This is a genomic window from Fluviispira sanaruensis (assembly GCF_004295685.1).
Taxonomy (GTDB): Bacteria; Bdellovibrionota_B; Oligoflexia; order Silvanigrellales; family Silvanigrellaceae; genus Silvanigrella; species Silvanigrella sanaruensis.
Genome location: NZ_AP019368.1, coordinates 302,349 through 327,270, shown reverse-complemented (window position 1 = coordinate 327,270; position 24,922 = coordinate 302,349). Strand labels below are relative to the sequence as shown.

Genomic DNA, 24,922 nt, shown 5'->3' with positions numbered 1-24,922 from the left:
ATGAGTGCTTAAATAAAAGGCATAATACTGAAAAAATTCATCTCATTTTATGAAAAACTTTAAGCCTTAATTGTTGCATAGAAAAAAAAAATAGTTTAATACAAAAAAACAGTTATCAAAGTATCAAATTAGTTTTATCAGGGAAATAATTAAATAGTTCGAAGAATATAATATGTAAAATATATTTTTAGAAAATAGCTTATATTATTTAATTAAAGGGGTTCTTATGAGAATTATAGAGCTTTCATACTATCAAAAGCGTTTTTGGCTTGAATGGAAATTGAACCCCCAGAATGTCACCTACAATACCCCAATTATATTTGATTTGAAAGGTACAATTAACGTTGATGCAATTATTTTCTCATTAGACAGTTATGTGAATCATTATGCAGAGGGGTGTAGATCGTTTATACAAGAAGAAAATGGAAAATTAAGTCAAATAATATTAGATAAAGTTGCACTTAATTTAGAAATCAAATATTTAGATGAAAATGAAGAGCACGTTAATGATAAGATTGATAGATATATCGAACAAATAAGCTCCTATGCATTTAACTTAAATAAACTATCTTTATATAAATTTGGATTATTGCACATAAATAAGCACCACTGCGTACTCGTATTAAATATACATCACATCATTTCAGACGCAATCACTGCAAGTATATTTGTTAATATATTTTCTTATTTATATAACTCTTATTTAATAAACGGAAAAAATGTGAAACATTTATATTTACCTCAATTTTCTAATTATATAGAACATGAAAAAAATACATATTCTCAATATCACATAGAGAAAGATTTAGATTATTGGGAAAATCTTTTAAAAGATAGTCAATTAAGTTTGGACTTCAAAGAAAAAAATGTACTTACTCAAGAGTCAAAATCCATTTTTTTCCGGTTAGGAAGCGAAAAATATCAAAGATTGAAATCAATTATTAAAGCAGAAAGAACCTCATTATTTATTTTCTTATCAACACTTTTTGGTAGTTTTTTGTTAAGATATGTTGGACAAAAATCAGTTGTTTTAAATTACCCCGTAAATATGAGGCCATCTGGCTATCAAGAATGTACTGGTTGCTTCGTAAATAATATTTTATTTCAAATATCTATTGATCCAAGTAAATCATTTCGAAATTTATTAATCGAATTAACAAATCAACGCAGACAATCCAAGCAGCATCAGAGATGCACAATGACAGATATTGTAGAAAGGTTAAGAAAAAAAAATATATTAAAAGGTCAACAATTTTTCAATGTCGATCTCTTTGAAGCTTTTTTAGGGGCAGTTTCATTTAATTTAAAAGATATAGAAGTAAAATCTATTAAATATGAAGCAAAAAAAATTCAAAATGATATTGGTATGGCATATCAAATTCATCCAGACATGATTGAATTTAAAATTGAATATAATTCTGCAAAATTTAGCGATCACTTTATTGATAATTTTAAGAATTCTTTTTTACATTATTACGATAATGTCATAAAAAGTTTGGATTCTCTTATTTATGAGTTACCAATTATTTCTGAGATTGAAAGAAATAAATTAATTGAGTGGAATATTAATAAAAAAAGAAATACATTAAAGACTCCTGTAACAAATTTTATAAATGAAACTGTCAGAAAATATCCGAATAAAATCGCATTAATTGAAAATAACAAAGAAATTACTTATGAAGAACTCGATAAAAGATCAAATCAAGTCGCAAATTTTATTAATAGCCAAAATTTAGGGTGTGAGAATTTCATTGGAGTCTATTTATCAAGATCTATCGAAGCAATTATTGTGATTTTAGGAGTGCTAAAGTCAGGAGCAGCATATGTTCCTCTTGACCCAGAGTATCCTAAAGAAAGAATTGAATATATAATTCAAGATGCAAAATTAAATTATATTTTTGATAAAGATAGCATATTTAAAATTATTAGTTATTCAGAAGAAAGTGTTAATAAAATTAATCTTTTAGACTCCGCAGCTTATGTTATTTACACTTCAGGTTCTACTGGAAAACCGAAAGGTGTAGTTATAAATCATAGTTCTTTAGTCAATCATAGTTTATTTGTGCAAAACCAGTATGAAATTACAAACAGCGATAAGGTATTACAATTAAGCTCAATAAATTTTGATTTGTCTATCGAGGAAATTTTTCCGACTTTAATAAGTGGTGCAACTTTAATATTATATCCACATGAGATTGGTATTTCTATTGCAAATTTTCAAAGTATTATTTTTAAATATAAAATATCAATTCTAAACTTGCCGACTGCGTTTTGGCATTCTTGGGTATGTCATCTTGATTCATATAAAACATATGAATCCGTTCGCCTTGTTATCGTCGGTGGAGAGCAAGCAAATTACTTATCCTTTATTAAGTGGAATCAATTTTTCAGAGATAAAGTAAAATGGATCAATACCTATGGTCCAACAGAAGGAACAATCATTTCATCCATTTGGAAATATTCACACAATGCATTCAATTCTCTAACGGATCCTCAAATCCCAATTGGCTCCCCAATTGATGGATGCCAATTGTACATAGTAGACGCATACTTAAATTTGCTTCCTCTCGGACAAGTTGGTGAACTACTCATTTCTGGAGAAAATTTAGCACGCTGCTATTTAAATAAACCTGAATTGACTGCGGAAAGATTTATACCAAATCCATTTAACCCAGATGAGTGTAACCGGCTTTATCGTACAGGAGATCTTGCTCGCCGTTTAATTAATGGACAAATTGAATTTGTTGGAAGAATAGATGAACAAATTAAGATTCGCGGCTATCGCATAGAGTTAGGTGAAATTGAAAATGTTATTGTCAAGTATTTAAATGTATTAAATGCAGTGGTTTTAGCAGAAAAAAATAACAGCAATGAAAATTTATTAATCGCATACATTGTCAATCACAATCAACGAAATTTTACAGATAAAGATATTAGAGAGATTTTAAAAAATTATTTACCTGATTATATGATTCCTACCTATTATGTATTTTTAGATGATATTCCACTAAATCAAAATGGAAAGGTTGACAAAGATCAGCTTAGAAAAATGCAATACAAAATTAGTCAGAATAGCAATGTACTTAAACCTAGAAGCGATTTTGAAAAACAAATAGCTCAAATCTGGCAAGAAGCACTAGGTGTAAAGGAAATAAGCATTGAAGAAAACTTTTTTGATCTTGGTGCTCATTCTTTAATAATATTATCCGTTCATAAAAAAATAGAAGATCTTATAAAAAATAAACTGGACGTTATAATGCTTTTTAATTACCCTACAGTGAAAAGTTTGTCTCAATATTTAAATTCCCAATTTAAAAAATCAAATATCGATGAATATATGATTAATTCTGCACAAAAACAACGTCAAGCTATCCAAAATCAAAGAAATTCTATGAATATAAGGAAATCGCATGTCAAATCTTGATTTAGATGAATATGTAGGATCAATAGCAGTCATAGGCTTGAGTGGAAGATTTCCAGAAGCAGAAAATATTGAGGAGTTTTGGCATAATCTTTCGCAAGGAAAAGAATCCATAAGAAAAATAGAAGGATTCAAAACTAAAAATAAAAATCATATAAATGCATTTGGATTCTTAAATGGAATTGATTACTTTGATGCAGAGTACTTTGGGTTTTCTCCAAGAGAAGCAGAAATAATGGATCCTCAGCAAAGATTGGTGCTAGAATGTGCCGTCAATGCTCTTGAGCACAGTGGGTATGTTAGTAATAAATACAAAGGTAAAATATCAGTTTACTTGGGTTCTGCTATAAGCTCATACTTACTTTTTAATATTCTGCCAAGAAAAGATTTAATAAACACACATGGATTATTACAAATTTCAAATGGGAATGATTCAGTCTCAACAGTTGTTTCATATAAACTTAACTTAACTGGACCTAGTATTGATGTGAACACTACCTGTTCAACTTCATTGATTGCGGTTCATCAAGCGTGTAGAAGCCTTCTTAATTTTGAAAGCGATATCTCTTTGGCTGGAGGTGTTTCTATCAATGTCACACAAGATGAAGGATATATTTATCAAGAGGGAAGCATTCTTTCACCTGATGGTCATTGCAAACCTTTTGATGAAAATGCCCAAGGGACCGTAGAGGGTAATGGAATCGGAATCATTGTCCTGAAACGTTTAGAAGAAGCTCTCGCCGACCATGACACAATTCATTGTATCATTCGCTCAAGCGCAGCCAATAATGATGGATCGGAAAAGATTGGATACACTGCGCCCAGTCCGCAGGGGCAAGCACGTGTCATTGCTGATGCTCTTGAAATAGCAAATATACCATCGGATCATATTTCTTACGTAGAGGCACATGGCACAGGCACTCTCTTAGGAGATCCAATTGAAATCAGTGCTCTCAAAGAGGCATTTGAAAGTAAAAAAATAAATCATATCGATTGTGGAATTGGGTCAGTTAAAACAAATATAGGTCATTTGAATACAGCGTCTGGTATTGCAGGACTGATCAAAGTTATTTTATCATTAAAAAATAAAAAAATACCACCAAATATTCATTTTGAGAAACCAAACCCCAAAATTGATTTAAATAACTCTGGATTTTATATAAATAAAAAATTGAAAGATTGGGAAAATTGCTTTCTCCCTCGAAGAGCAGGCGTGAGTTCTTTTGGGATTGGTGGAACAAATGCACATGTCATAGTTGAAGAGGCTCCAACAAAAAATAGCAGTGAATCATCTCTTTTCCAGCATATATTTATAGCTTCTGCAAAATCAGAAGAAGCTTTGAGAGAGACAAATTTAAATTTAGCAAATTATTTATCTAAAAATGAAGAGAATATTGCAGATATAGCTTATACCCTGCAAATGGGTCGTAATGAATATAAATTCAGAAGTTTTTTTATTGCAAATAACAGAAAAGAATGTATTGATAAAATCTTAAATCAAAACAATACATATGTTTATTCCAATAAAACGCCCCAACATAAAAAAGATCTCGCATTTATGTTCCCAGGGCAAGGGACTCAATATATAAATATGGCTTATAACTTATATAATGAAGAAAAAATATTTAGAGAAAATTTTGAAACTTGTAGCTTGCTTATTGAAAAGTATTTGAATTTAAACATTACAAATATTTTATTTTCTGAGAGTCTTGATAAAAATGAAATTTTGCATCAAACATTTGTAACACAGCCAGTCTTATTTACAATTGAATATTGCTTAGCAAAACTTTTGCTACATTTTGGTATAAAACCAGACGCAATGATTGGGCACAGTATTGGTGAATATGTTGCAGCGTGTATTGCTGAAGTATTTAGTTTACAAGATGCACTTAAAATTGTTTGCTTGCGCGGAAAATACATGCAGGAATTAGAAAATGGAAAAATGCTTTCTGTCGCAATGAATGAAAATGAATTAAAAAATTATTTAGAAAATGACCTCTCATTAGCAGCAGTGAATAGTAAGGACGCATGTGTCGTTTCTGGTTCTAATATTGCTATAGAGCATTTGCAAAAGATACTTTCAGCTCAGAATATTGAAACAAAAATTTTAAATACTTCTCATGCTTTTCACTCTCAACAAATGGGAAAAATGCTGCCAAAATTTAAAGAAGTTTTAAAAACAGTTCAATTTAATTTGCCCAAAATACGCTTTATTTCAAATATATCAGGTAACTGGATATCTGATGAAGAATCAATAAATTTGGATTATTGGGCACAGCATATTCTAAAAACAGTTCGATTTTATGATGGTCTTACAACGTTAATTCAAAACGATATAAAAATTTTTATTGAAGTCGGTCCTGGCCGGTCGTTGATGAATATGCTAAAAGGTTCATTTAATCCAGATGTTATTACACTAAACACTATCCCACATGCAAAAGAAGATAAATCAAGTTCGCTTACTTTTTTGGAAACTATCGGAAAACTGTGGCTGAATGGTTTCGCCATAAAATGGGAAAATATCTATAATAGTGAACAACGAAGTCGTATTCCTTTACCCACTTATCCATTTCAGAGAAAAAGATTTTGGATTGATAAAACTGAGAGCACAAATATTCGCAAAGAATCTGTAGATTGGTTGTATGGAAAGGAATGGAAAAGTCGGTCTTTTGAAAAAATACCTGCAAATAATATTGAAGAACAGAAAAGTATTAAATACTTATTCTTTCTAAATAATGAATATTTAAAAGAAATAAAACATTTAACTGCTAACAATAGAGACTCTTTTTTTGCTGTGCAAAGTGAGCATTTTGCACAGCAAGAAGCGTATTTATATACACTAGATTTTTCGCAAGCGAGTCAAAACGAAACTCTTATAAAACAGCTTAATTTAGAAAGAAATGATGTATTAAGAGTTGTTTTTATTTTTAAAAATATTAATATTAATTATATTTTAAATATGATAAAATCTTTAAATAAATGTAAAATTTATAATAAAACTCAACTTACCTGCGTAACAGAGCAAGCATATTTTGTAAATGGGCTCGAGAAGAATCTTAATTATGACAAATCACTTTTCGTAGGAATTCTAAAAGCAGCTGTGCAAGAATATTCAAATATGAATTACTTGCATTTAGATTTTGATGATCTAAATAGCAATATAAATCATATAATTCCAATTATAAATAAAGAATTTTCATCTGAAAAAATGAATAATATAAAAGCGTATCGGAATAATATTGTCTGGATACCACATTTTGATAAGATTAAATTACCGAAGAATCAAAATATCAGTCATCATTTAAAATTAGGTGGAATATACTTAATAACAGGTGGTGTTGGTAAAATTGGCTTATCTTTAGCAGAAACCCTTGGTAAAAAATTTAATGCAAAAATCATACTAATTTCTAAAACAGAATTTCCAAAGGAAGAAAATTGGCATAAAATTACTGAATGCAATGATACTTCAAATACCTTATTGAACAAAATAAAAGTTCTCAGAAGATTAAAAGATGAGGGAATTGATATACTTTTATTGCAGGCAAATGTTGCAAATTATATCGAAATGAAGAATGCATTTACGCAAGCTGAAGCCACTTTTGGGACTATCAATGGAATTATTCATGCAGCTGGAAATTTAAATGAAGACTCATTTAAAATTATCGAAAATCTAGATGAAACTGCTATTCAAAGTCATTTTGAAACAAAAGTAGAGGGTGTAAAAGTTCTCGAAAAAATATTAAGTTTAAAAACATTTGATTTTTGCTGCTTGTTTTCATCTATTTCTTCAATTTTGGCTGGTCTGGGGCATGCTGCTTATGCTGCAGCAAATATATATATAGATGAATTTGTTCTTATGAATAAATGTTATTATTTAAATACACCTTTGCTTTCAATAAACTGGGATGCTTGGTATTTCTCAGATAAAAATTTGTCCCATTTCGAAGAAAAATTAATTGAGTTAACCATTTCAAAGGAAGAAGGATGCCAAATTTTCTTAGATATTATGACGTCAGGACATTTAGGAAGAATCATCGTCTCAACCCATGATCTTGATGAGCGTATCCAGAAATGGGAAAGTCCTATAAATAAAGTAGATCAAATTAGTGAAAAAAATCTTGATGCTAACCACAGTCGACCCAATTTATTTAATCAATATGTAGCTCCTCGTAATGAAATAGAAATTAATATTATTCAAATATTAGAGTCCCTCCTAGGAATCAAAGGAATAGGAATAACAGACAATTTTTTTGAACTCGGAGGTCATTCTCTTTTGGCAACAAAATTGACTTCGCAAATAAGAGATAATTTTAAAATTGAATTTTCGTTACAAAATTTATTTGAAAATCCAACTACAATAAAAATTGCTGAAATTGTACTGCAAAAAAAACTGACTGAAATAGATGAAGAATTATTAAATAAATTAATCGAAGATTTATAAAATAAAACATTTAGAAGAAAGTGTTAAAATATCTATGAATATGAGTAAATTTGATTCTCTAAGTCCAGAGCAAAAAGCAGAATTGATTAAAAAGTTACAATTTATAAAAAATTTAGAAAACAATAAAAATCCTGTTTTATCAAATGAAATACCCAAAATAAATCGTTCAGAAAACAAGTTTCAACTTTCTTTTGCCCAAAAAAGATTGTGGTTTATTGGTAAAATGCAAGAAAATTCCGCATTATATAATATCCCTTTTTTCCTGCGTCTAAAGGGCAATTTAAACTTAGAAGCTCTAAACGCCAGTTTTAATGCGATTATAGAACGGCATGAAATCCTTAGGACAAACTTTAAAGAAGAAAATGGTATTCCTTATCAAGTTATAAGCCCTAAAAAAGTCATTCAACTTCATCCAGAAAACATATTTGAATCAAATTTAAAACAGATTTCAATCGATGAAATTCACAGACCCTTTAATCTTGAAAATGATATGCTTTTGCGCCTTCTATTATTAAAAATATCCGAAAATTATTATGTATTATTAATGACTATTCATCATATTATTTCAGATGGTTGGTCAACTGGAGTTATCTGCAATGAATTATCAAAAATATATAATGGGATTATAAAATCAGAAAAATATACATTGCCTGACTTGAGTATTCAATACGCAGATTTCTCCGTTTGGCAAAATGATATGCTGACTGGGCAAAAGCTAAATGAACTTTTAGCTTATTGGAAAAATCATTTGCATGATTTACCACCGGTCTTAGACTTACCAACTGAATTTGTTCGACCATCAATTCAAACATATAGAGGACAATCATTTTCATTTATTATTGAAAAGAATCTTGAACAGAGTTTAATAAAAATTGCTAATAACAATTCATCAACTCTCTTTATGGTGACGCTTACTGCTTTTTATATATTGCTCATGAATTATACAAAGCAAAGAGACATCACTGTAGGGACCACAATAGCAAATAGAAACCATAAAGATTTAGAAAATTTAATAGGATTTTTTGTAAATACGATCCCCTTAAGATTGAAGCTTGATAAGCACGATAGTTTTACTGATTTATTAAAAAAGACAAGAGCAATGACCTTAGGTGCGTATGAAAATCAAGATCTCCCATTTGAACTTCTAGTAAAAGAAGTTCAGCCTGAACGCAGTTTGAGCCATTCTCCCCTTTTCCAAGTTATGTTTGAGCTGCAAAATGATGCTATAGAAAATTTCTCTTTGAACAATTTAGAAATAAGTTTAATCGAACAAGATTTGAACCTTGCAAAATTTGACATCACATTAACTTTGCAAAGTCGTGAGAGCGATCTTTATGGTATTGTAGAATATAATACCGATCTATTTACAAAAAAATATATGGATCAATTTGTAAATAATTATGTTACTCTCCTAAAAAATATCCGTCTGAACTCAGATTTAAATATCGATAGTTATGAAATTCTAAGAGAAAATGAAAAAAGTGACTTGATAAATATATATAATATATCAGAAAAAGAATTTCCTCTTCAGAAATGTGTGCATGAATTATTTGACGAACAAGTAAATAAAACGCCTTATCGAATAGCTGCAAGTTGTGATGGATCCAATCTAACTTATCTAGCACTTCAAGAAAAATCAAATCAATTAGCGCATTACTTAAAAAGCATTGGCTCACAAATTGAAGATAGGATTGCGTTGTATCTTGATCGCGGATTTGATTATTTAATAAGTATGTTAGGTGTATTAAAAGCTGGCGCTGCATTTGTTCCTTTGGAGCCAGGAGCAAATGACAAAAGATCATATGAGATCGTTGAACAGTGTAAACCACATTTTATCATCACTACAAATACCCTTTTTGATAACGCGAATAAATTATTTAATTCAACTGAAAAAATAATTAATTTAAAAAATTTATTTGATAAAATTTATCCAAAAGAATCGCCCAAAAATTTATCTGTCTCAAATAATTTAGCATATTTAATTTTTACTTCAGGTTCTACTGGTAAACCAAAAGGTGCAATGCTTGAACATAAAGGAATGGTGAATCATTTATTTGGAAAAATTAGTGATTTAAAAATTGATCAAGATGATGTTATTGGACAGATTGCAGTACAAACCTTTGATGTTTCTATTTGGCAATTTATCTGCCCTCTTCTAGTCGGTGGAAGAACAGCAATTTTCACAGGAAATTCCGCTTGGGAACCAAACCTTTTAATAAATAAAATAAATGATGAAAAGGTAACAATTCTTGAATCTGTGCCTTCCCATACTAAGGTTATATTAGATGCATTGGAGAGCAACCATAAGTCTCAGCTTAAACCGCTGAGGATTTATATCACAAATGGAGAACCTCTTACTTTAGAGCAATGTCAAAGGTGGTTTAAATTAAATTCTGATATTATTTTCGTGAACGCATATGGGGCAACTGAATGCTCTGATGATTCGCATCATTTACACTTTATAAACCCTCCTAACACGCAAATGCCTTACATGCCAGTGAAATTACCTTTGCCCAATCAACAGACATTTATTTTAGATGAAAAGCTTGAACCCGTTCCATATGGCGTACGCGGCGAAATATACTTTGCAGGTTTTGGTGTCGGTCGAGGTTATTTAAACGATCCTCAAAAAACAGCTTCAAGCTTTCTACCAAACCCGTTTGCAAAAACTTTGGGAGAAAGGCTTTATAAAACAGGCGACATTGCTCGAAGGCATTTTGATGGCTCAATAGAGTTTCTAGGTCGTTCTGATTTTCAAGTTAAAATTCGTGGATTTAGAATTGAAGTTGGAGAGATTGAAGCTAAGTTAAGCGAACACCATAATATTGCGAGTTGTGTTGTTTTAGCAAACAAAAACAATTCTAATAATAATTATTATTTGAGTGCATATATTATTCCAAAAAAATTTCCTGCTCCCACTATATTCGATATCAAACAATTTTGTATAAATAATTTAGTGGAATATATGGTACCAGAAGCATATATCATAATGGATGATTTTCCTTTATCGAGCAATGGAAAAGTGGATCGGAAAAAATTACCTCCCCCCTCAGAACAAGACTTTATTCAAGAGCAAAAATATGTTCCTCCCCGGAATTCACTTGAAACTAAAATTTCTGAAGTTTGGACAAAAGTATTAGGCCGAGAAAAAATTGGTATATATGATAATTTCTTTAAAATAGGTGGACATTCTTTGCTTGCAGCAGAAGTTATTATTAAACTGCAAAAAGAATTAAATGTAAAAATTGAGCTAAAAAAATTATTTGAATTTCCAACTATAGAATCTTTAGGGCAGTCAATACTTAAGATCGATAAAGAGCTTGATATTCTAGAAACATCGTCAGTTAAATCGTATCCTTATATGAAATATTACGATCTTGCTCCATGTCAGATTCCTGAATGGTATTCTTATCAAATTGATAGAACGAGTCCCGTATATAATATTAGCTTTAATGATCTTTTTTTTAAAAATATAAATGTGGATATATTTATAAAATCATGGCAATGTATTTTAGATAGGCACTTAAATTTTAGAATTTATTTTGATTATATTGATGGCAAACCTGTTCAAAAATTACTAAACAAATTGGTCTTACAAAAAAATGAAATATTAATAGACAATACACAAATAGATGTTGAGAATTTGGACTCGATCGCAAATAATTTAGCTCGTAAATATAGCAATAAAGCTTTTGATTTTGAGAATGGACCTTTATTTGTATTAAAAATTGCAGAATACCCTGATAAAACTTTTCAACTTATATTTGTAATACACCATATAATATGGGATGAAACTAGCACCATAAATCTTTTTAATGAATTATCTTCTATTTATAATGCATATTTGAAAAATGATATTCCTGATTTACCTGAAATAAAATTAAATTATTTTGACTACACTCAATGGATCAATGAATCTATTCAATCTGGTAAATTCGTAAAACATAAAGAGTATTGGTTGAAAGAATTTAAAACCATACCACCCGCTCTCAATCTTCAGACAGATTTTTCGAGACCTTCCATGCAGACATATAATGGAAACTCTATATCAACATGGATACCGCGTAACAGTATCCGTAAAATAAATAACTTTATAGAAAATAATAATGTAACATTATTTATGTTTATGATGTCGATTATAGATTTATATTTTTTTAGAACTACGGGACAAAAGGATATTGTCATTGGCAGTCCTATCGCAGGAAGAGATCATGATGATTTCAAATTAATTCTTGGCCTTTTTGCAACGCCTCTCCCAATTCGCTGCCAAATTGATGAAGAAATGACATTTGAAAGTTTATTATTTCAAATAAAAGAAAAGTCACTTTTAGCTTTTGAACATCATTATTACCCATGCAATCTTGTGATAGAAGAATTGAATCATGTTAAAGATCTCTCCCGCCCTAAATTATTTTCAGTCATGTATGGTGTGCAAAATAATAAAACACAAGCCTATGAAGCGACACAATTTCATGGAGCAGAAAGGTTCTTAAAAAATCTATATGGAGCAGAAGCAAACGCAGCTCGCTTTGACTTAACGCTCGTTGTTGATCAGTGGGGAAGTGATATTGCTTTTAATTGCATTTATAATACAGATCTTTTTAAAAAATGCTCCATTGAAAGAATGCTTGAGGATATGGTTTATATTGTTGATGAGGTGATCAAAAATCCACGTTTGCTCCTCACAGAATATTCAATTTTTTCAGATGAAAAAAGAAAGTATTTAATTGATAGCATAAATAATACCAATATAAATTATGAAAAAAATAATATTGTTCAATTACTTGAGAAACAGTTAAAATGCTCGCCAGAGAGTATTGCAATTTCTGAAGAAAAAAATTCAATCACATATAAGGAGTTACATAATTCATCAAATAAAATAGCAAATTTCTTAATGCAAAGTGGAATACAGGCTGAAGACACAGTCGCTCTCACCATGAAGCCATCAATCCTGATGGTAGTGAGCCTTTTAGCAATTTTAAAGTTGTCTGCCCATTATGTCCCAATTTCAACTGAAAATCCTTTAGCACGTACCGAACGTATTTTAGAATATTCAAAAGCAAAATTTTTAATAATTGACTCTGGATTTTCGCATGAAGGTTTGTCCTTTAGCGGTTTAATTTTAAATATGTGTGAATCAAAAAATAAGATCAAAAATTTTAGTTCAGAATTTATTTATAGAGAATTTAAGCAAGATATATTAATATATATTATATATACTTCTGGCACAACAGGATTACCCAAAGGAATTCCAATTCAAAATGATGGCATTGTGAATTTAATTCAAGATACACAAAGACGATATAATTTGAATCAGCTTGATAAAATATTAATGCTAACACCCTATACTTTTGATGCTTCAATTTTAGATATTTTCTGGCCACTTTCTTTTGGCGGAGAATTGATCATACCTAGCTTGGAAAAAAATAAAGATCCATATGCAATTGCTAAATTAATAACAGAAAAGCAAATTAGCATTTTACAATGTGTACCGATTATGCTTGATGCCCTGATAGAGGCAAATATTAATTCTAACTATTTGCGACTCGTTATATCCGGAGGAGCACAATTATCCAAAATAATAAGAGATAAATTTTTTGCAAAATATCAATGCCAATTGATGAATCATTATGGACCTACTGAAATTACAGTTGATGCAACCAGTTTTGATTGTTCGCAATCATTTTATGGTGACGTCGTACCTATAGGTAAGCCAATTGGGAATGTTAAAATTTTTATTCTCGATCCTTATTTAAATCTTGTTCCTCAAGGTGTGGTTGGAGAAATTTATATTCATTCCCCAGGAATAATGAAAGGGTATTTAAATGAGCATAAAAACACACAGCAGGCAATTATAGATAAAGAAATTGATGGAAAAATTTTTCGATTATATAAATCGGGTGATTTAGGAAAAATTGCCGACGATGGGAATATTTATTATTTAGGAAGAATAGATAAACAAGTAAAAGTAAGAGGAAATAGAGTTGAACTAGAAGAAATTAACAATGCAATATTAAAAATTCCTTATATTAAAAACTCTGTTGTTAAAGTATATACTGATGAAATTATTTCAGCATACATTGAAATAAAAGATGAAATTAATAAAGTTAACATAAATAACTCAAATTATAGAATATATACCTTAGCACAACGTCCTGAATTGCTGAGGAAACTCAATATAATTCATGCTCAATCCTGGCCAAAGTATTTTGAAGGAAGTGCTATCCTCGTTGACCTATGGCCTAAAATTTATTCTGAATTTTCTGAGTATCAAATATTAATCGTGGATGAAAAAGATGAAATTGCTGCAATCGGTAACTCAATTCCCATTTATTGGGATGGGACATGCAAAAATTTGCCAAATGGCTGGGACGGTGCTCTAGAAAGTGCGTTTAAGGAAACTCAAACTGAACCGAATACATTGCTTATATTAGCAGGTATAGTTGCAGAACCCTATCAATCAAGAGGGTTGAGTAGTGAAATCTTAAAATTATTTAAAATAATTGCGCAAGCAAATGAATTGGAAAAAATATTAGTTGCAGTTCGACCAACAGGCAAAGCTCAATTTCCCGAAATAAAATTTACTGACTGGTGCTCTCTGCGTAGAGAAGATGGACAGCTTAAAGACAATTGGTTACGAATGCACGAGCGAATTGGTGGTAAAATATTAAAAATAGATCTGAATTCACAATTTATAAAAGCTAGAATTGATGAATGGGAAAGCTGGACTCAATTTCATATTATGAATTCAGGTCCTATTCATTTTCCAGAGACCTTACAAGAGGCAGTGGTTGATTTTTCAGATAACTCTGTAACTTATTATGATCCTGCAGTTTGGGTTGAACATTTTTTTACAAATAATGAAAATGCTCTCTGGCCAAAAATTAATGGAAATCAAATTAAACATTTATTAAATCAAACTTTACCTTCATATATGGTTCCAGATCATTACATTTTTATTGCAGAAATGCCTTTATTTGAGAATGGTAAAATCAATGAAAGTGCATTGGTTAATAATATAACTGCTAAGAGTTTCCATTTAGACCCAGCTAAAACGAAAATGCAAAAAGAAATATTGGAAATTTGGAAAAATGTTTTGAAGATTGATTCAATCGGTGTAAGTGATGATTTTTTTAATTTGGGTGGGCAGTCTTTAAAAGTAATTCAAATGCTATCCTTATTAGCAAATAAATATCAAATAAAAATTCCACTCTGTAATTTCTATAAAACTCCTACAATTCTTGGTCTTGAAAAAATGATGAGCGAAAAATTATTAGGGAAAGAATTAATTTGCGAATATAATTTAAAAAAATGAGGAATAACTTCATGTCAGTTGCACAAGCACTCCAAATAGATTGCTTAAATGTGGGAAGTGAAAATAATTTTAAGAATTTTCATCTTTATAATCATGGAAAAATTTATAAATCCTATTCAGATTCAATTCTTTTACCTAATATTATTCAAATAGAAAAAAACTTATTTATGGCTTCATTTCAACTCATGAAACTTATGCCAGCAAAATATGTGATAGAAAAAGCACTTGCAGAAAAAAGAATCAATCCTAAATATCCGATCATTGAAACTTCAAGTGGAACATATGCTCTGGGATTAGGAATAATCTGCGCAGAAATGGGGCTGCCATTTCACATCATAAGCGATCAAGCAATAGATGATGATTTAAAAAGAAGACTAGAAGATTTGGGTGGTTATGTCCAAATTCTCTCTCAAACCTTGAGTTCAGAAAATCCTCAAATATTTCGTTTAAATACTCTTAAAGAGTATCTCACAAACAATCCTCAAAGTTTTTGGCCTCAGCAATATAACAATCCAGAAAATCAGATAGCTTATACTATTTTTGCTGAATACTTAATTGAGCAATTGGGGAATAACTTAACATTGGTTGGTTCAGTTGGATCGGGAGGATCGACTTGTGGGACAATTAAATGCTTAAGAGAAAATAATCCATTCAATCGATTAGTGGGTGTTGATACATTTGGCAGCGTATTATTTGGATTAATTAATGAAAAAAGAATATTACGTGGATTGGGAAATTCACTGATGCCACAAAATTTAGAGCACTGTCTTTTTGATGAAGTACATTGGGTATCTGCATGTGATGCCTATTTGCAAACGCGTAAATTGCATTCACTCTACTCAAGCTTTCACGGACCAACTAGTGGTGCTGCTTATCATGTTGCAAAGTGGATTAGTCATCAAAATAAGGATGAAAAAGTTGTTTTTATCGCCCCCGACACAGGACATAGATATTTATCTTCAGTGTATAACAATCAATATCTCAAAGAAATGTCATTTTTCAATAAAGAAATTTCATCTTCACCTTTGAAAGTTATGGATCCTTCTGAAGTCAATAATAAATGGACTTACTTAAATTGGAATAGAAGAACATATAAAGAAATTATGGAAGTTAAAAATGGAAATTGAAAAAATTGTTTTTATTGAAAGTAATACGACAGGCACAGGTGAGTTATTTATTCAAAAAGCTCTTGAAAAAAATTATCAAGTCTTATTTTTAGCAGCAGATCCTTATAAGTATTCTTTCTTAAATAAATATCTTATATCACCAATTATATTGGACACATCTAATAAAGATTATATTTTAAAAGCACTCGAAAATGAAAAAAATATTGTTGGTGTATTTTCAAGTTCTGAGTATTTCATAGAAATAGCTGCAAGAATAGCAGACACGTTTTCATTGCCATGTAATTCTGCACAGGCAATTCACAATTGTCGGAATAAAGATATTCTCGCAGGAATTCTTACTAAATTTGATATTCCAATTCCGTTTACATTTCTTATTAAAAATCAAAATGATCTTATATCCATCCAGGAGAAGATAAATTTCCCAGTAATAGTTAAACCTGCCGCTGGAAGTGGGAGTATTGGAGTTAAACTTTGCAAGAATGTAAATGAATTATTGAAACATTCGAATCAACTTTTAAATCTTAGAGAAAATGAACGGGGTAACGCGATTGAAACAAAAATACTCGTTCAACAATATATTGAAGGTCAAGAGTATTCTGTTGAAGTCTTAAAGACAGATAAAAATTTTGAAATATTAGGCATTACACAAAAATATTTAGGAGAAGAACCATTTTTTGTGGAGACGGGTCATGATTTTCCAGCAGAATTAAAAGAAGATATAGCCCTAAAAATTAAAGAGATTGTTTTACGGTCATTGAATGCAGTAAACTTTAATTTTGGTGCTGCACATATTGAATTGCGTGTGCACAATAATACTCCTTATATTATTGAAATAAACCCTAGACTCGCAGGTGGAATGATTCCAGAACTCATTAAAAAATCCAATGGTATTGATCTAATAGACATACTCTTAGATTTATATTGCGGAAAGAAATTTGATCTTAGTTTTAAATCAAAGAGATATTCATCTATACGTTTCTTAATTCCAGATAAAGCAGGCGTCATTGCAAAAATTGATGGTTTTTCCACGTTGGAAAATTTAGATAACTATTATTTAGCAAAAAAAATTGGTGATATATGCTCTCAGTTTGGCGATTTTAGAGATCGTATTGGCTATTTAATTTCTTCAGGAGATACTATTTATGAATCTAGATTAAAGGTAAATAATAATCTGGAAAAAATTAAAATTCATATTGAGGACATGGATGAAAAAATTGCTATAAGTCAAAGCACAGGGCGCATTGGAAAAACAATTCATTCAGATGCACAAGCAATAGTTCTAAAAAAGAAAAATAAATATAATTTTTTAAAGGAACTAGAAAATATTGCAACTATTGATGAAGCACATATTTTAATGCTTTTTGAAAAGAAAATCATTTCAAAGAAAATAACAGATAAAATTTTGCGACAAATAAAATTATTTAGACAGAGCAAGTTTTCAGAATTTATGAATAAAGATGCATTGCGAGGGTCATACCTTCTATATGAGAATATAATGATCGAAAAACTTGGTATGAAAATAGGCGGAGTGATCCATACAGGACGCTCCCGAAATGATATGAATGCAACTCTTTTTAAATTAAATGCACGAGAATATTTTGAAAGTTTATACAGCGCATGTTGGAGATTGCGTAACTGCATTTTACTACAGTCTCATTCTTATGATTTTTTAAAGATGCCAATATACAGTCAATTTCAACCTGCTTTTGAAGGCTCTTATGCATTTTATCTCTTAGCAATAGAAGAATCTTTAACAAAAGAACAGAACAAATTGAAAGCATGTTTTGATAATCTTATGGAATGCCCATTAGGTGCGGGTGCGGGTTGTGGTACAAGTTTTCCAATAGATACAAGTATAACTGCCAAATATTTAGGTTTCAAAACTTCATTTGTCAATTCCCTAGATGCTGTTGCAAATCGTGATTTAGCTCTCAGCCTCTTGTCCGTCTTGAGTATAATGGGGACGATTTTAAGCCGTATTGCTCAAGATTTTCAACTCTGGACAACTCAAGAATTTTGTTTTTTTGATCTTCCAGATGAGCTTTGTGGGGGATCTTCAATGATGCCACAAAAAAAGAATCCATTTTTACTGGAAAAAATTAAAGGTAAATCTATCATTCCGAGCGGAATATTAATGTCAAGTTTAGCAATTACTCACAAAACTCCTTTTTCGAATTCCGTCGAAGTAGGAACAGAATCTTTAGTCGATTTTGAAAGAGGATTTATAGAAATTATTGAGTCTATGCAGCTTCTCGAGCTTATTATAAAAAATGCAAAACCAAATGATGAAAACATGCTGCGGAGTAGCCAAAATGGACTCACAATTTCACTTGCAATAGCAGAAAAATTAGTAAAGTTAGGATTACCATTTCGTGAGTCCCATTTTAAAGTAGGTGAGACAATTCAAAAAGCACTCGATTCAAAGCAAAATCCTTTAGAAGCAATTTCGAAACTTCTTCCAGAAAACTGCCGAATTGATGACTTTGATTTCGGTGGAGGATCATCCCAGTTTTCTGTTAATAAACAAAGATTAAATGCTGTTCAGCGGCACAGAGAAGATGGATTTTGGCTACAAGAAAAAATTAATTTTTGGCAACAATCTTTAGAAATTAAGAATAAACAAATTGATAATATCTTAAAAGAGGACCTGGAATGACTACAAATTTTTTAACAAAAGATGAGCTACTTAAAAATAATCGTTCTTTATGGAATAGTTGGACAAAAATTAATGCTAAGTCAACTTTCTATGATCTTGAAGGATTTAAATCAAACAAAAATTCTCTTAAAAATATAGAAATAAAAGAAATGGGATCTGTACATGGCAAAACATTACTCCATTTGCAGTGTCATTTTGGTCTTGACACATTATCATGGGCTAATAAAGGCGCTAAAGTAACTGGAGTCGATTTTTCAGATGAGGGAATAAAACTTGCAAAAGAATTAAGTGACCAATTAAATATCCCAGCACACTTTATCTGTTCTGATATTTTTGAGCTTCCTATGTTATTAGAGCAAAAATTTGATATTGTTTATACTTCCTATGGAGTTCTTACATGGCTGCATAATTTAAATACTTGGGGAAAAACAATAGCACATTTTTTAAAGCCAGGAGGCACTTTTTACATAATAGAATTTCACCCATTTATAAATATGTTAAATAGTGAATGGACTGAGTTTTCTGAACCTTATTTTTATAAAGGTAATTCTATCTGTTCAGTTGAAAGTGGAAGTTATGCAGATACGAATGAGAAATTTATTCATTCGGCCTATGAATGGCCGCACTCCATGAGTGAAATTATTTGTTCGCTTAGACAAGCTGGTCTTTTAATTGAGTATTTAAATGAATTTCCCTATTCCAGTTTTAATTGCTTTCCAAATTTAGTTGAATATGGACCGGATCAATATGTATTAAAAGACAAACAAGATTCTTTGCCCTTGATGTTTTCAATCAAAGCCACATTTATTCCTGAGTTATTAAAAATTTAGAAAGATTTTTTAATATTTTCATTTTTTAACTTAGGAAAAGAAATGGCACTCATTAATTTTAAAATTAAAAGCATTGATCATAAAAATTATTTTTATATTTTTGAAAAACTCTACAAAATGGAACCTAAATTGTATTATTGGATAAACTCTTTTCCGCATAAAGAAGAACGGTACATATTGACTCAATTTAGACATCAAAATTTTCTAAAATATAACGGCCTTGAAATCGTTATTATTAATAAGGAGATAATGACCTATCATCGTCTTCCTGGAGCAAAACCAAATGGAAATGGGAATGTTAAATGCGGAACTCACTCCATTCAAATAAATAGTATGAATGATATTGAGGTAAGTTACTTTTGCATACAAAAAACAAACAATTTTGATATAACTTATAGACCTATTATTTTGACACATGAAAAGAAAAGCATTTTTACTCATCTGCCATGCCGTAAACTCAATTATCATCTTTTTATTCCTGAATTATCTGAGATTATCATGCATGGATTAGAGGTACATTATCAGAATATTTTATTAAATAATAATTTTAATTATATTGATAAACTTTCTAAGATAACTGACGAAATTTTAATTTCTGATTTAGATTTTCGAATCAAGGCTATAAGCAAAAGAATTCAAGCGATTTTGCCTCATTTCGCTTTTATAAAAAAGATAGAGAATAAAGGCGTTGACAATACTGTATAAGACTATAAAAAGCCATATAAAACTCTCAGTTCCACCATAATATTCAACATAAAAGTAAATAGGGAGAACTGCTATAAACCAAATTGTCAATAAATTAGTCAACATAACATAAGTAGTTTTTTTAAGTGATATCAATAAGCTCGCAATGATCCATTTGATTCCATCGCAGACAAAGAAAAGCCAAAACCAATTCAGAGCATTTTGTGCTGTATAATTAATATTATTGATATTTATTTCTGAGCTATGGATAAAAGATTTTATTATCAAATCTGCACAAAATATAAAAGGTATTAAGAGAATTAAAGCAATAAATATTTGCACTTTTATGCTCTCAAGAAATAATTTTTTAAATTTAAACCAGTTATTTTCACCAATATAATTAGATGCTAAGACAATAATAGCTTTTTGTAATCCTTCTGATATAAAAGTAAAAAGTATAAAAAGACTCTGACCGATAGCAAATGCTGTTAAATATTTTTGACCTGATGCAGATAGAATACGTATAATCAAAGCCCATCCACCTAATTCCACTATATAAGCGATCGCCATTGGAAGCCCTATATTTAAATTTTCCAAAAAAAGTTTAATATTAAAGCTGATTTTTGAAGAGCCGAAAGTATTTCTATTTTCTCGTTTAAGAAATAGACTAAATAAAATGACTCCTTGCAATATTTGCGCCATAATTGTCGAAAGAGCTGCACCCGTAGGACCCATTTTAAATTTTAAAATAAAAATATATGCTAAAATTAAGTTAAATATATTTCCAATCAAATTTGTGCATATAATTATTTTTGTCTTGCCACGACCTATAAAAAATGCAGAGAGTGCCATAACAAAAGGGAAGATTGGACCACAAAACATATACAACTTATAAAACATGGTTCCATTTTCTTTATATTGTTCAGGAATAAAAATATTTTGCCCGTATATTGCAAGAGGAATAAAAATAATAAATGTCATGCATGAAAACCATATCATCTGCCAGATGGGTTCTCCTATTTTTTTTAAATTATGACAACCATTTGCTCTTCCTACGAAGACCTCTGCACTAGCCGCAATAGATGTCATTGCAAAATGAAAAATATTGCATGAAATTCCAATTGTGATTGCAGCATTCATGGCATGGGTAGAATCATTCGCTAGGATGAGTCGATCAAAAAATAACATGAGGTTTGTAGATAAATTATTTAACATGAGGGGAAATGCTAAATATATAAGCTGTATCAGTCCATCCATTTTTATTAATTTCACTTTAATCACCTTTATCTTGTGTGGAAATGAAATCTAACCGAGTTAGAATTAAATAAAAAGGATTTTTTTGCTTAAAATTTAAAATTTAAGTTGAATTTTTAAAATAATAATAATATAATTCCGAAACAACTTAATCAACTGATTAAATAATATTTAAAATAGCTAATTTTGTTTATTTAATCAAAATTAAAAAGGAAATAAAATGCAAGATAAAAGCATTAAAAATTTATTCGATAATTATAAAGTCGTTATGAATCATGAGGAGCAGTATTCTCTTTGGGATTTTTCAAGAGATAACCCAAAAGGATGGGTTGACGCAGGATTTACTGGGACTCAGAATGAGTGTCTTGAATATATTAAAAATGTTTGGGTTGATATGAGACCTTTGAGCGTAAGAAAACATATTGAAAAAGTTGATAACAATGAAAAAAGCAATTAAATATATAGGCATATCAATTTTACTGTTAATATCTGCCCTGTCTATATTCATTTATTTTATCTATAGAGGTACCCAAAATACTCTTAAAGGAAATTTAAAAATAAATGGTTTATTAGACAAAGTCATCGTGCATCGAGACCAATATGGCGTTCCGCATATTGAAGCGGAAAATGATAGCGATGCTTTTTTTGCCCTTGGATATACACATGCTCAGGATCGCATGTGGCAGATGGAAATACAAAGACACTTGGCTCGAGGATCGCTCAGTGAAATGTTTGGTGAAGTCACAATTATGCAAGATAAAACTTTGCGAACTTTAGGTTTTTATCGTGCTGCCCAATTAGCTTATCTTTCTCTCCCAAAAGAAAGTCAGCATATCGTTGAGAGTTATACTAAAGGAGTTAACTTCTTTATTCAGACTGGAAATATGCCACTTCAATTTAAGCTTATAGGGTATAAGCCAAGCGTTTGGACAAATGTAGATAGCATATCATTTCAGAAAATGATGGCTTGGGATTTAAACGAAACATGGCGGGACAAAATTTTAAATCATATTATAGCTTCTTTATATGGACGAGAGAAAATGAGCATATTTTCTCCGGAATATCCTGACAGTGCTCCTCTTGTATTGCAAGATAGTGAAATAAATTTAACTAAAAAAATGACTCAAAATTATCTCGAGAAAGAAAATTATTTTGGCAAATTTAGGAAACAAGATATTTACCCAAATAAAGAATTTAATAAAGCTTCTCCCCCAGGCAAAGGATCAAATAATTGGGTTGTCTCAGGCAAGTTAACAAATACAAATAAACCTATTTTAGCAAATGACCCACATTTATCAATTGCTTCTCCATTACTATGGTACTTAGCAGATATAAAAACGAAAAACTTTCATAGTATTGGAGCCACTCTGCCTGGCTTACCTGGTGTCATTATTGGACACAATCAATTTATTGCTTGGGGAGTCACCAACGGATGTATTGATGCACAAGATCTTTATATAGAATCTGATGACAAGGACATAACTACTATTAATGAAGTTATAAAAGTAAAAAATAGTAACGATGTTATTTTTCCAATTGAAATAAGTCCACATGGCCCAATAATCAGTGATATCACTGAAGCCAGACGAGTTGGCAAGAAAGTTGCATTAAAATGGACTGGTTTTTTAGAAAAAGATACAACATTGCATTCATTTATTTTGCTTAATTATACAAAAAATTGGGATAGTTTTAAAAATGCTCTAAGCTATTTTGTAGTTCCTGCACAAAATTATGTCTATGCAGATAACAATGGGAATATAGGGTATTATTTAGCAGGGAAAATTCCAATTCGCGATCAGTGGTCTGGATTGTATCCAATTGAAAGTAAAAAAGAATTTGAATGGAAGAGTTTTATCCCCTTTGAAGAGATGCCGCATACGATGAATCCGTCTAAAGGCTTTGTCGTATCAGCGAATAATAAAGTTGTTTCAAACAACTATCCTTATTCACTCACTCCACATTGCAAGACAGCACCCTATCGAGCATCTCGAATCATTGACTTATTGCAACGTAAAGAAAAATTAACATTAATAGATATTCAGAAAATTCAGAATGATACAGTTAGTTATCTTTGGAATGATTTTAAAACAATTCTATTAAAAACAATTCCTGCAAGCAATAAAGAAAAAGATGTGCTTAAAATCCTAAAAGATTGGAATGGAAATATGAATATCAATAGCCAGGAAGCAACGCTTTTTGCATATTGGTTTCGAGAGTTAGCAGAAATGGTCCCAAAGGAACTCAAAGTATTTTCTCAATGGCCAGAGCCATTATTTATTAAAAATCAATTACTAAGTGATGGAAAATATTGTCGAATTAATAATGCAAGAAATTGTAAAGAATTTTTAAGCAATACTCTCACAAAAACTTTAAATGCCATTGTAAAAAATATTGGAGAAAAACCAAAAAATTGGAATTGGGGTTATACTCATAAAGCAGTCTTTAATGAATTAGGTTTTTCTGAAAATAAATATTTAAATTGGTTTTGGCATCGTAGTATTTCATCACCTGGTGACGGATTTACAGTTAATGTTGGCTCGTATGAATTTGATAATTTATCACAAATTGCTGGACCAGGCTATAGACAAATTGTTGATTTTAATAACTTAGAAGATAGTATTTATATCCAGGCTTTAGGACAATCAGGAAATATATTTAGTAAAAACTACGATAATCTCATGCCACTTTGGCGTGATGGAAAATATATCCCTATGAGTTCAGAAAAAAACCGTTGGGGAAAATATGAAACATTAATTTTAGAACCAATTTGAATAATTAAAAACTATCAAAACAGTATTTTATACAAAATTATAAAAAATTTTAATCATAAAAAAAAGAGCCCTTAAAAAAGGGCTCTTTTTAGAATCTTTTTGGACTTTTATTAGGTGCGTGCGTCATAGCCTCTACGATTGTATCCGCCTTCACGTTTTCCTTCTTCACGAGGACGAGCCTCATTGACAGTGAGTGGACGACCCATAAAAGGTTTCCCATTTAAACTCTGAACTGCATTGAGTGCATCACCATCCAGATCCATTTCTACGAAACCAAATCCTTTACTCCGACCTGTTTCACGATCGGTAACTACACGTGCACTTGCAACATTCCCAAACTGAGTAAAAGCCTGAGAAAGATCTGCATCGGTGCAACTAAAAGGAAGGTTTCCTACATATAACTTCTTAGCCATGAGACAAGCC

At 30.5% G+C, this 24,922-nt stretch carries 11 protein-coding genes; 9 read left to right on the top strand and 2 right to left on the bottom strand.

The window, feature by feature from the left end:
- Positions 1-226 precede the first annotated feature (226 nt).
- Genes EZS29_RS01305 through EZS29_RS01275 form a run of 7 tightly spaced genes read left to right on the top strand, consistent with a single transcriptional unit; the run spans position 227 to position 20,495 of the window.
- Positions 227-3,424: a non-ribosomal peptide synthetase gene (locus EZS29_RS01305; RefSeq protein WP_130605771.1), complete on the top strand. Its 3,198-nt coding sequence runs from the start codon at positions 227-229 to the stop codon at positions 3,422-3,424.
- Positions 3,411-7,862 (top strand): type I polyketide synthase, encoded by a 4,452-nt coding sequence (locus tag EZS29_RS01300; protein ID WP_130605769.1) that lies wholly within the window; start codon positions 3,411-3,413, stop codon positions 7,860-7,862. Before EZS29_RS01305 ends, EZS29_RS01300 begins: the two co-directional genes overlap by 14 nt.
- Positions 7,863-7,896: 34 nt before the next feature.
- A complete protein-coding gene (locus EZS29_RS01295) occupies positions 7,897-15,177 on the top strand; it encodes a non-ribosomal peptide synthetase (protein ID WP_130605767.1) in 7,281 nt (2,426 codons plus the stop codon).
- 11 nt (positions 15,178-15,188) lie between these two features.
- A complete protein-coding gene (locus tag EZS29_RS01290; RefSeq protein ID WP_172603709.1) occupies positions 15,189-16,304 on the top strand; it encodes a pyridoxal-phosphate dependent enzyme in 1,116 nt (371 codons plus the stop codon).
- The gene (locus EZS29_RS01285) at positions 16,294-18,960 is read left to right on the top strand and encodes a lyase family protein (RefSeq protein WP_130605763.1); all 2,667 of its coding nucleotides are present in this window, start codon (positions 16,294-16,296) and stop codon (positions 18,958-18,960) included. The genes EZS29_RS01290 and EZS29_RS01285 overlap by 11 nt, the downstream gene beginning before the upstream one ends.
- Positions 18,957-19,790 carry a class I SAM-dependent methyltransferase gene (locus EZS29_RS01280; protein ID WP_130605761.1) on the top strand — a complete coding sequence of 278 codons (834 nt, stop codon included), beginning with the start codon at positions 18,957-18,959 and terminating at the stop codon, positions 19,788-19,790. The genes EZS29_RS01285 and EZS29_RS01280 overlap by 4 nt, the downstream gene beginning before the upstream one ends.
- A 42-nt stretch (positions 19,791-19,832) precedes the next feature.
- Positions 19,833-20,495: a hypothetical protein gene (locus tag EZS29_RS01275; RefSeq protein WP_130605759.1), complete on the top strand. Its 663-nt coding sequence runs from the start codon at positions 19,833-19,835 to the stop codon at positions 20,493-20,495.
- Here the strand turns inward: EZS29_RS01275 and EZS29_RS01270 are convergent.
- Positions 20,391-21,746 (bottom strand): MATE family efflux transporter, encoded by a 1,356-nt coding sequence (locus tag EZS29_RS01270; protein ID WP_130605757.1) that lies wholly within the window; start codon positions 21,744-21,746, stop codon positions 20,391-20,393. The genes EZS29_RS01275 and EZS29_RS01270 overlap by 105 nt on opposite strands.
- A 202-nt stretch (positions 21,747-21,948) precedes the next feature.
- On the opposite strand from EZS29_RS01270, the gene EZS29_RS01265 reads away from it, so the two are divergent.
- Entirely contained in the window at positions 21,949-22,185 is a 237-nt protein-coding gene (locus EZS29_RS01265) for an MbtH family protein (protein ID WP_130605755.1), read from the top strand.
- A complete protein-coding gene (locus EZS29_RS01260; protein WP_130605753.1) occupies positions 22,169-24,499 on the top strand; it encodes a penicillin acylase family protein in 2,331 nt (776 codons plus the stop codon). The genes EZS29_RS01265 and EZS29_RS01260 overlap by 17 nt, the downstream gene beginning before the upstream one ends.
- 110 nt (positions 24,500-24,609) lie before the next feature.
- Here EZS29_RS01260 and EZS29_RS01255 read toward each other — a convergent pair whose 3' ends face one another.
- A complete protein-coding gene (locus tag EZS29_RS01255; protein ID WP_130605751.1) occupies positions 24,610-24,912 on the bottom strand; it encodes an RNA recognition motif domain-containing protein in 303 nt (100 codons plus the stop codon).
- Positions 24,913-24,922 lie beyond the last annotated feature (10 nt).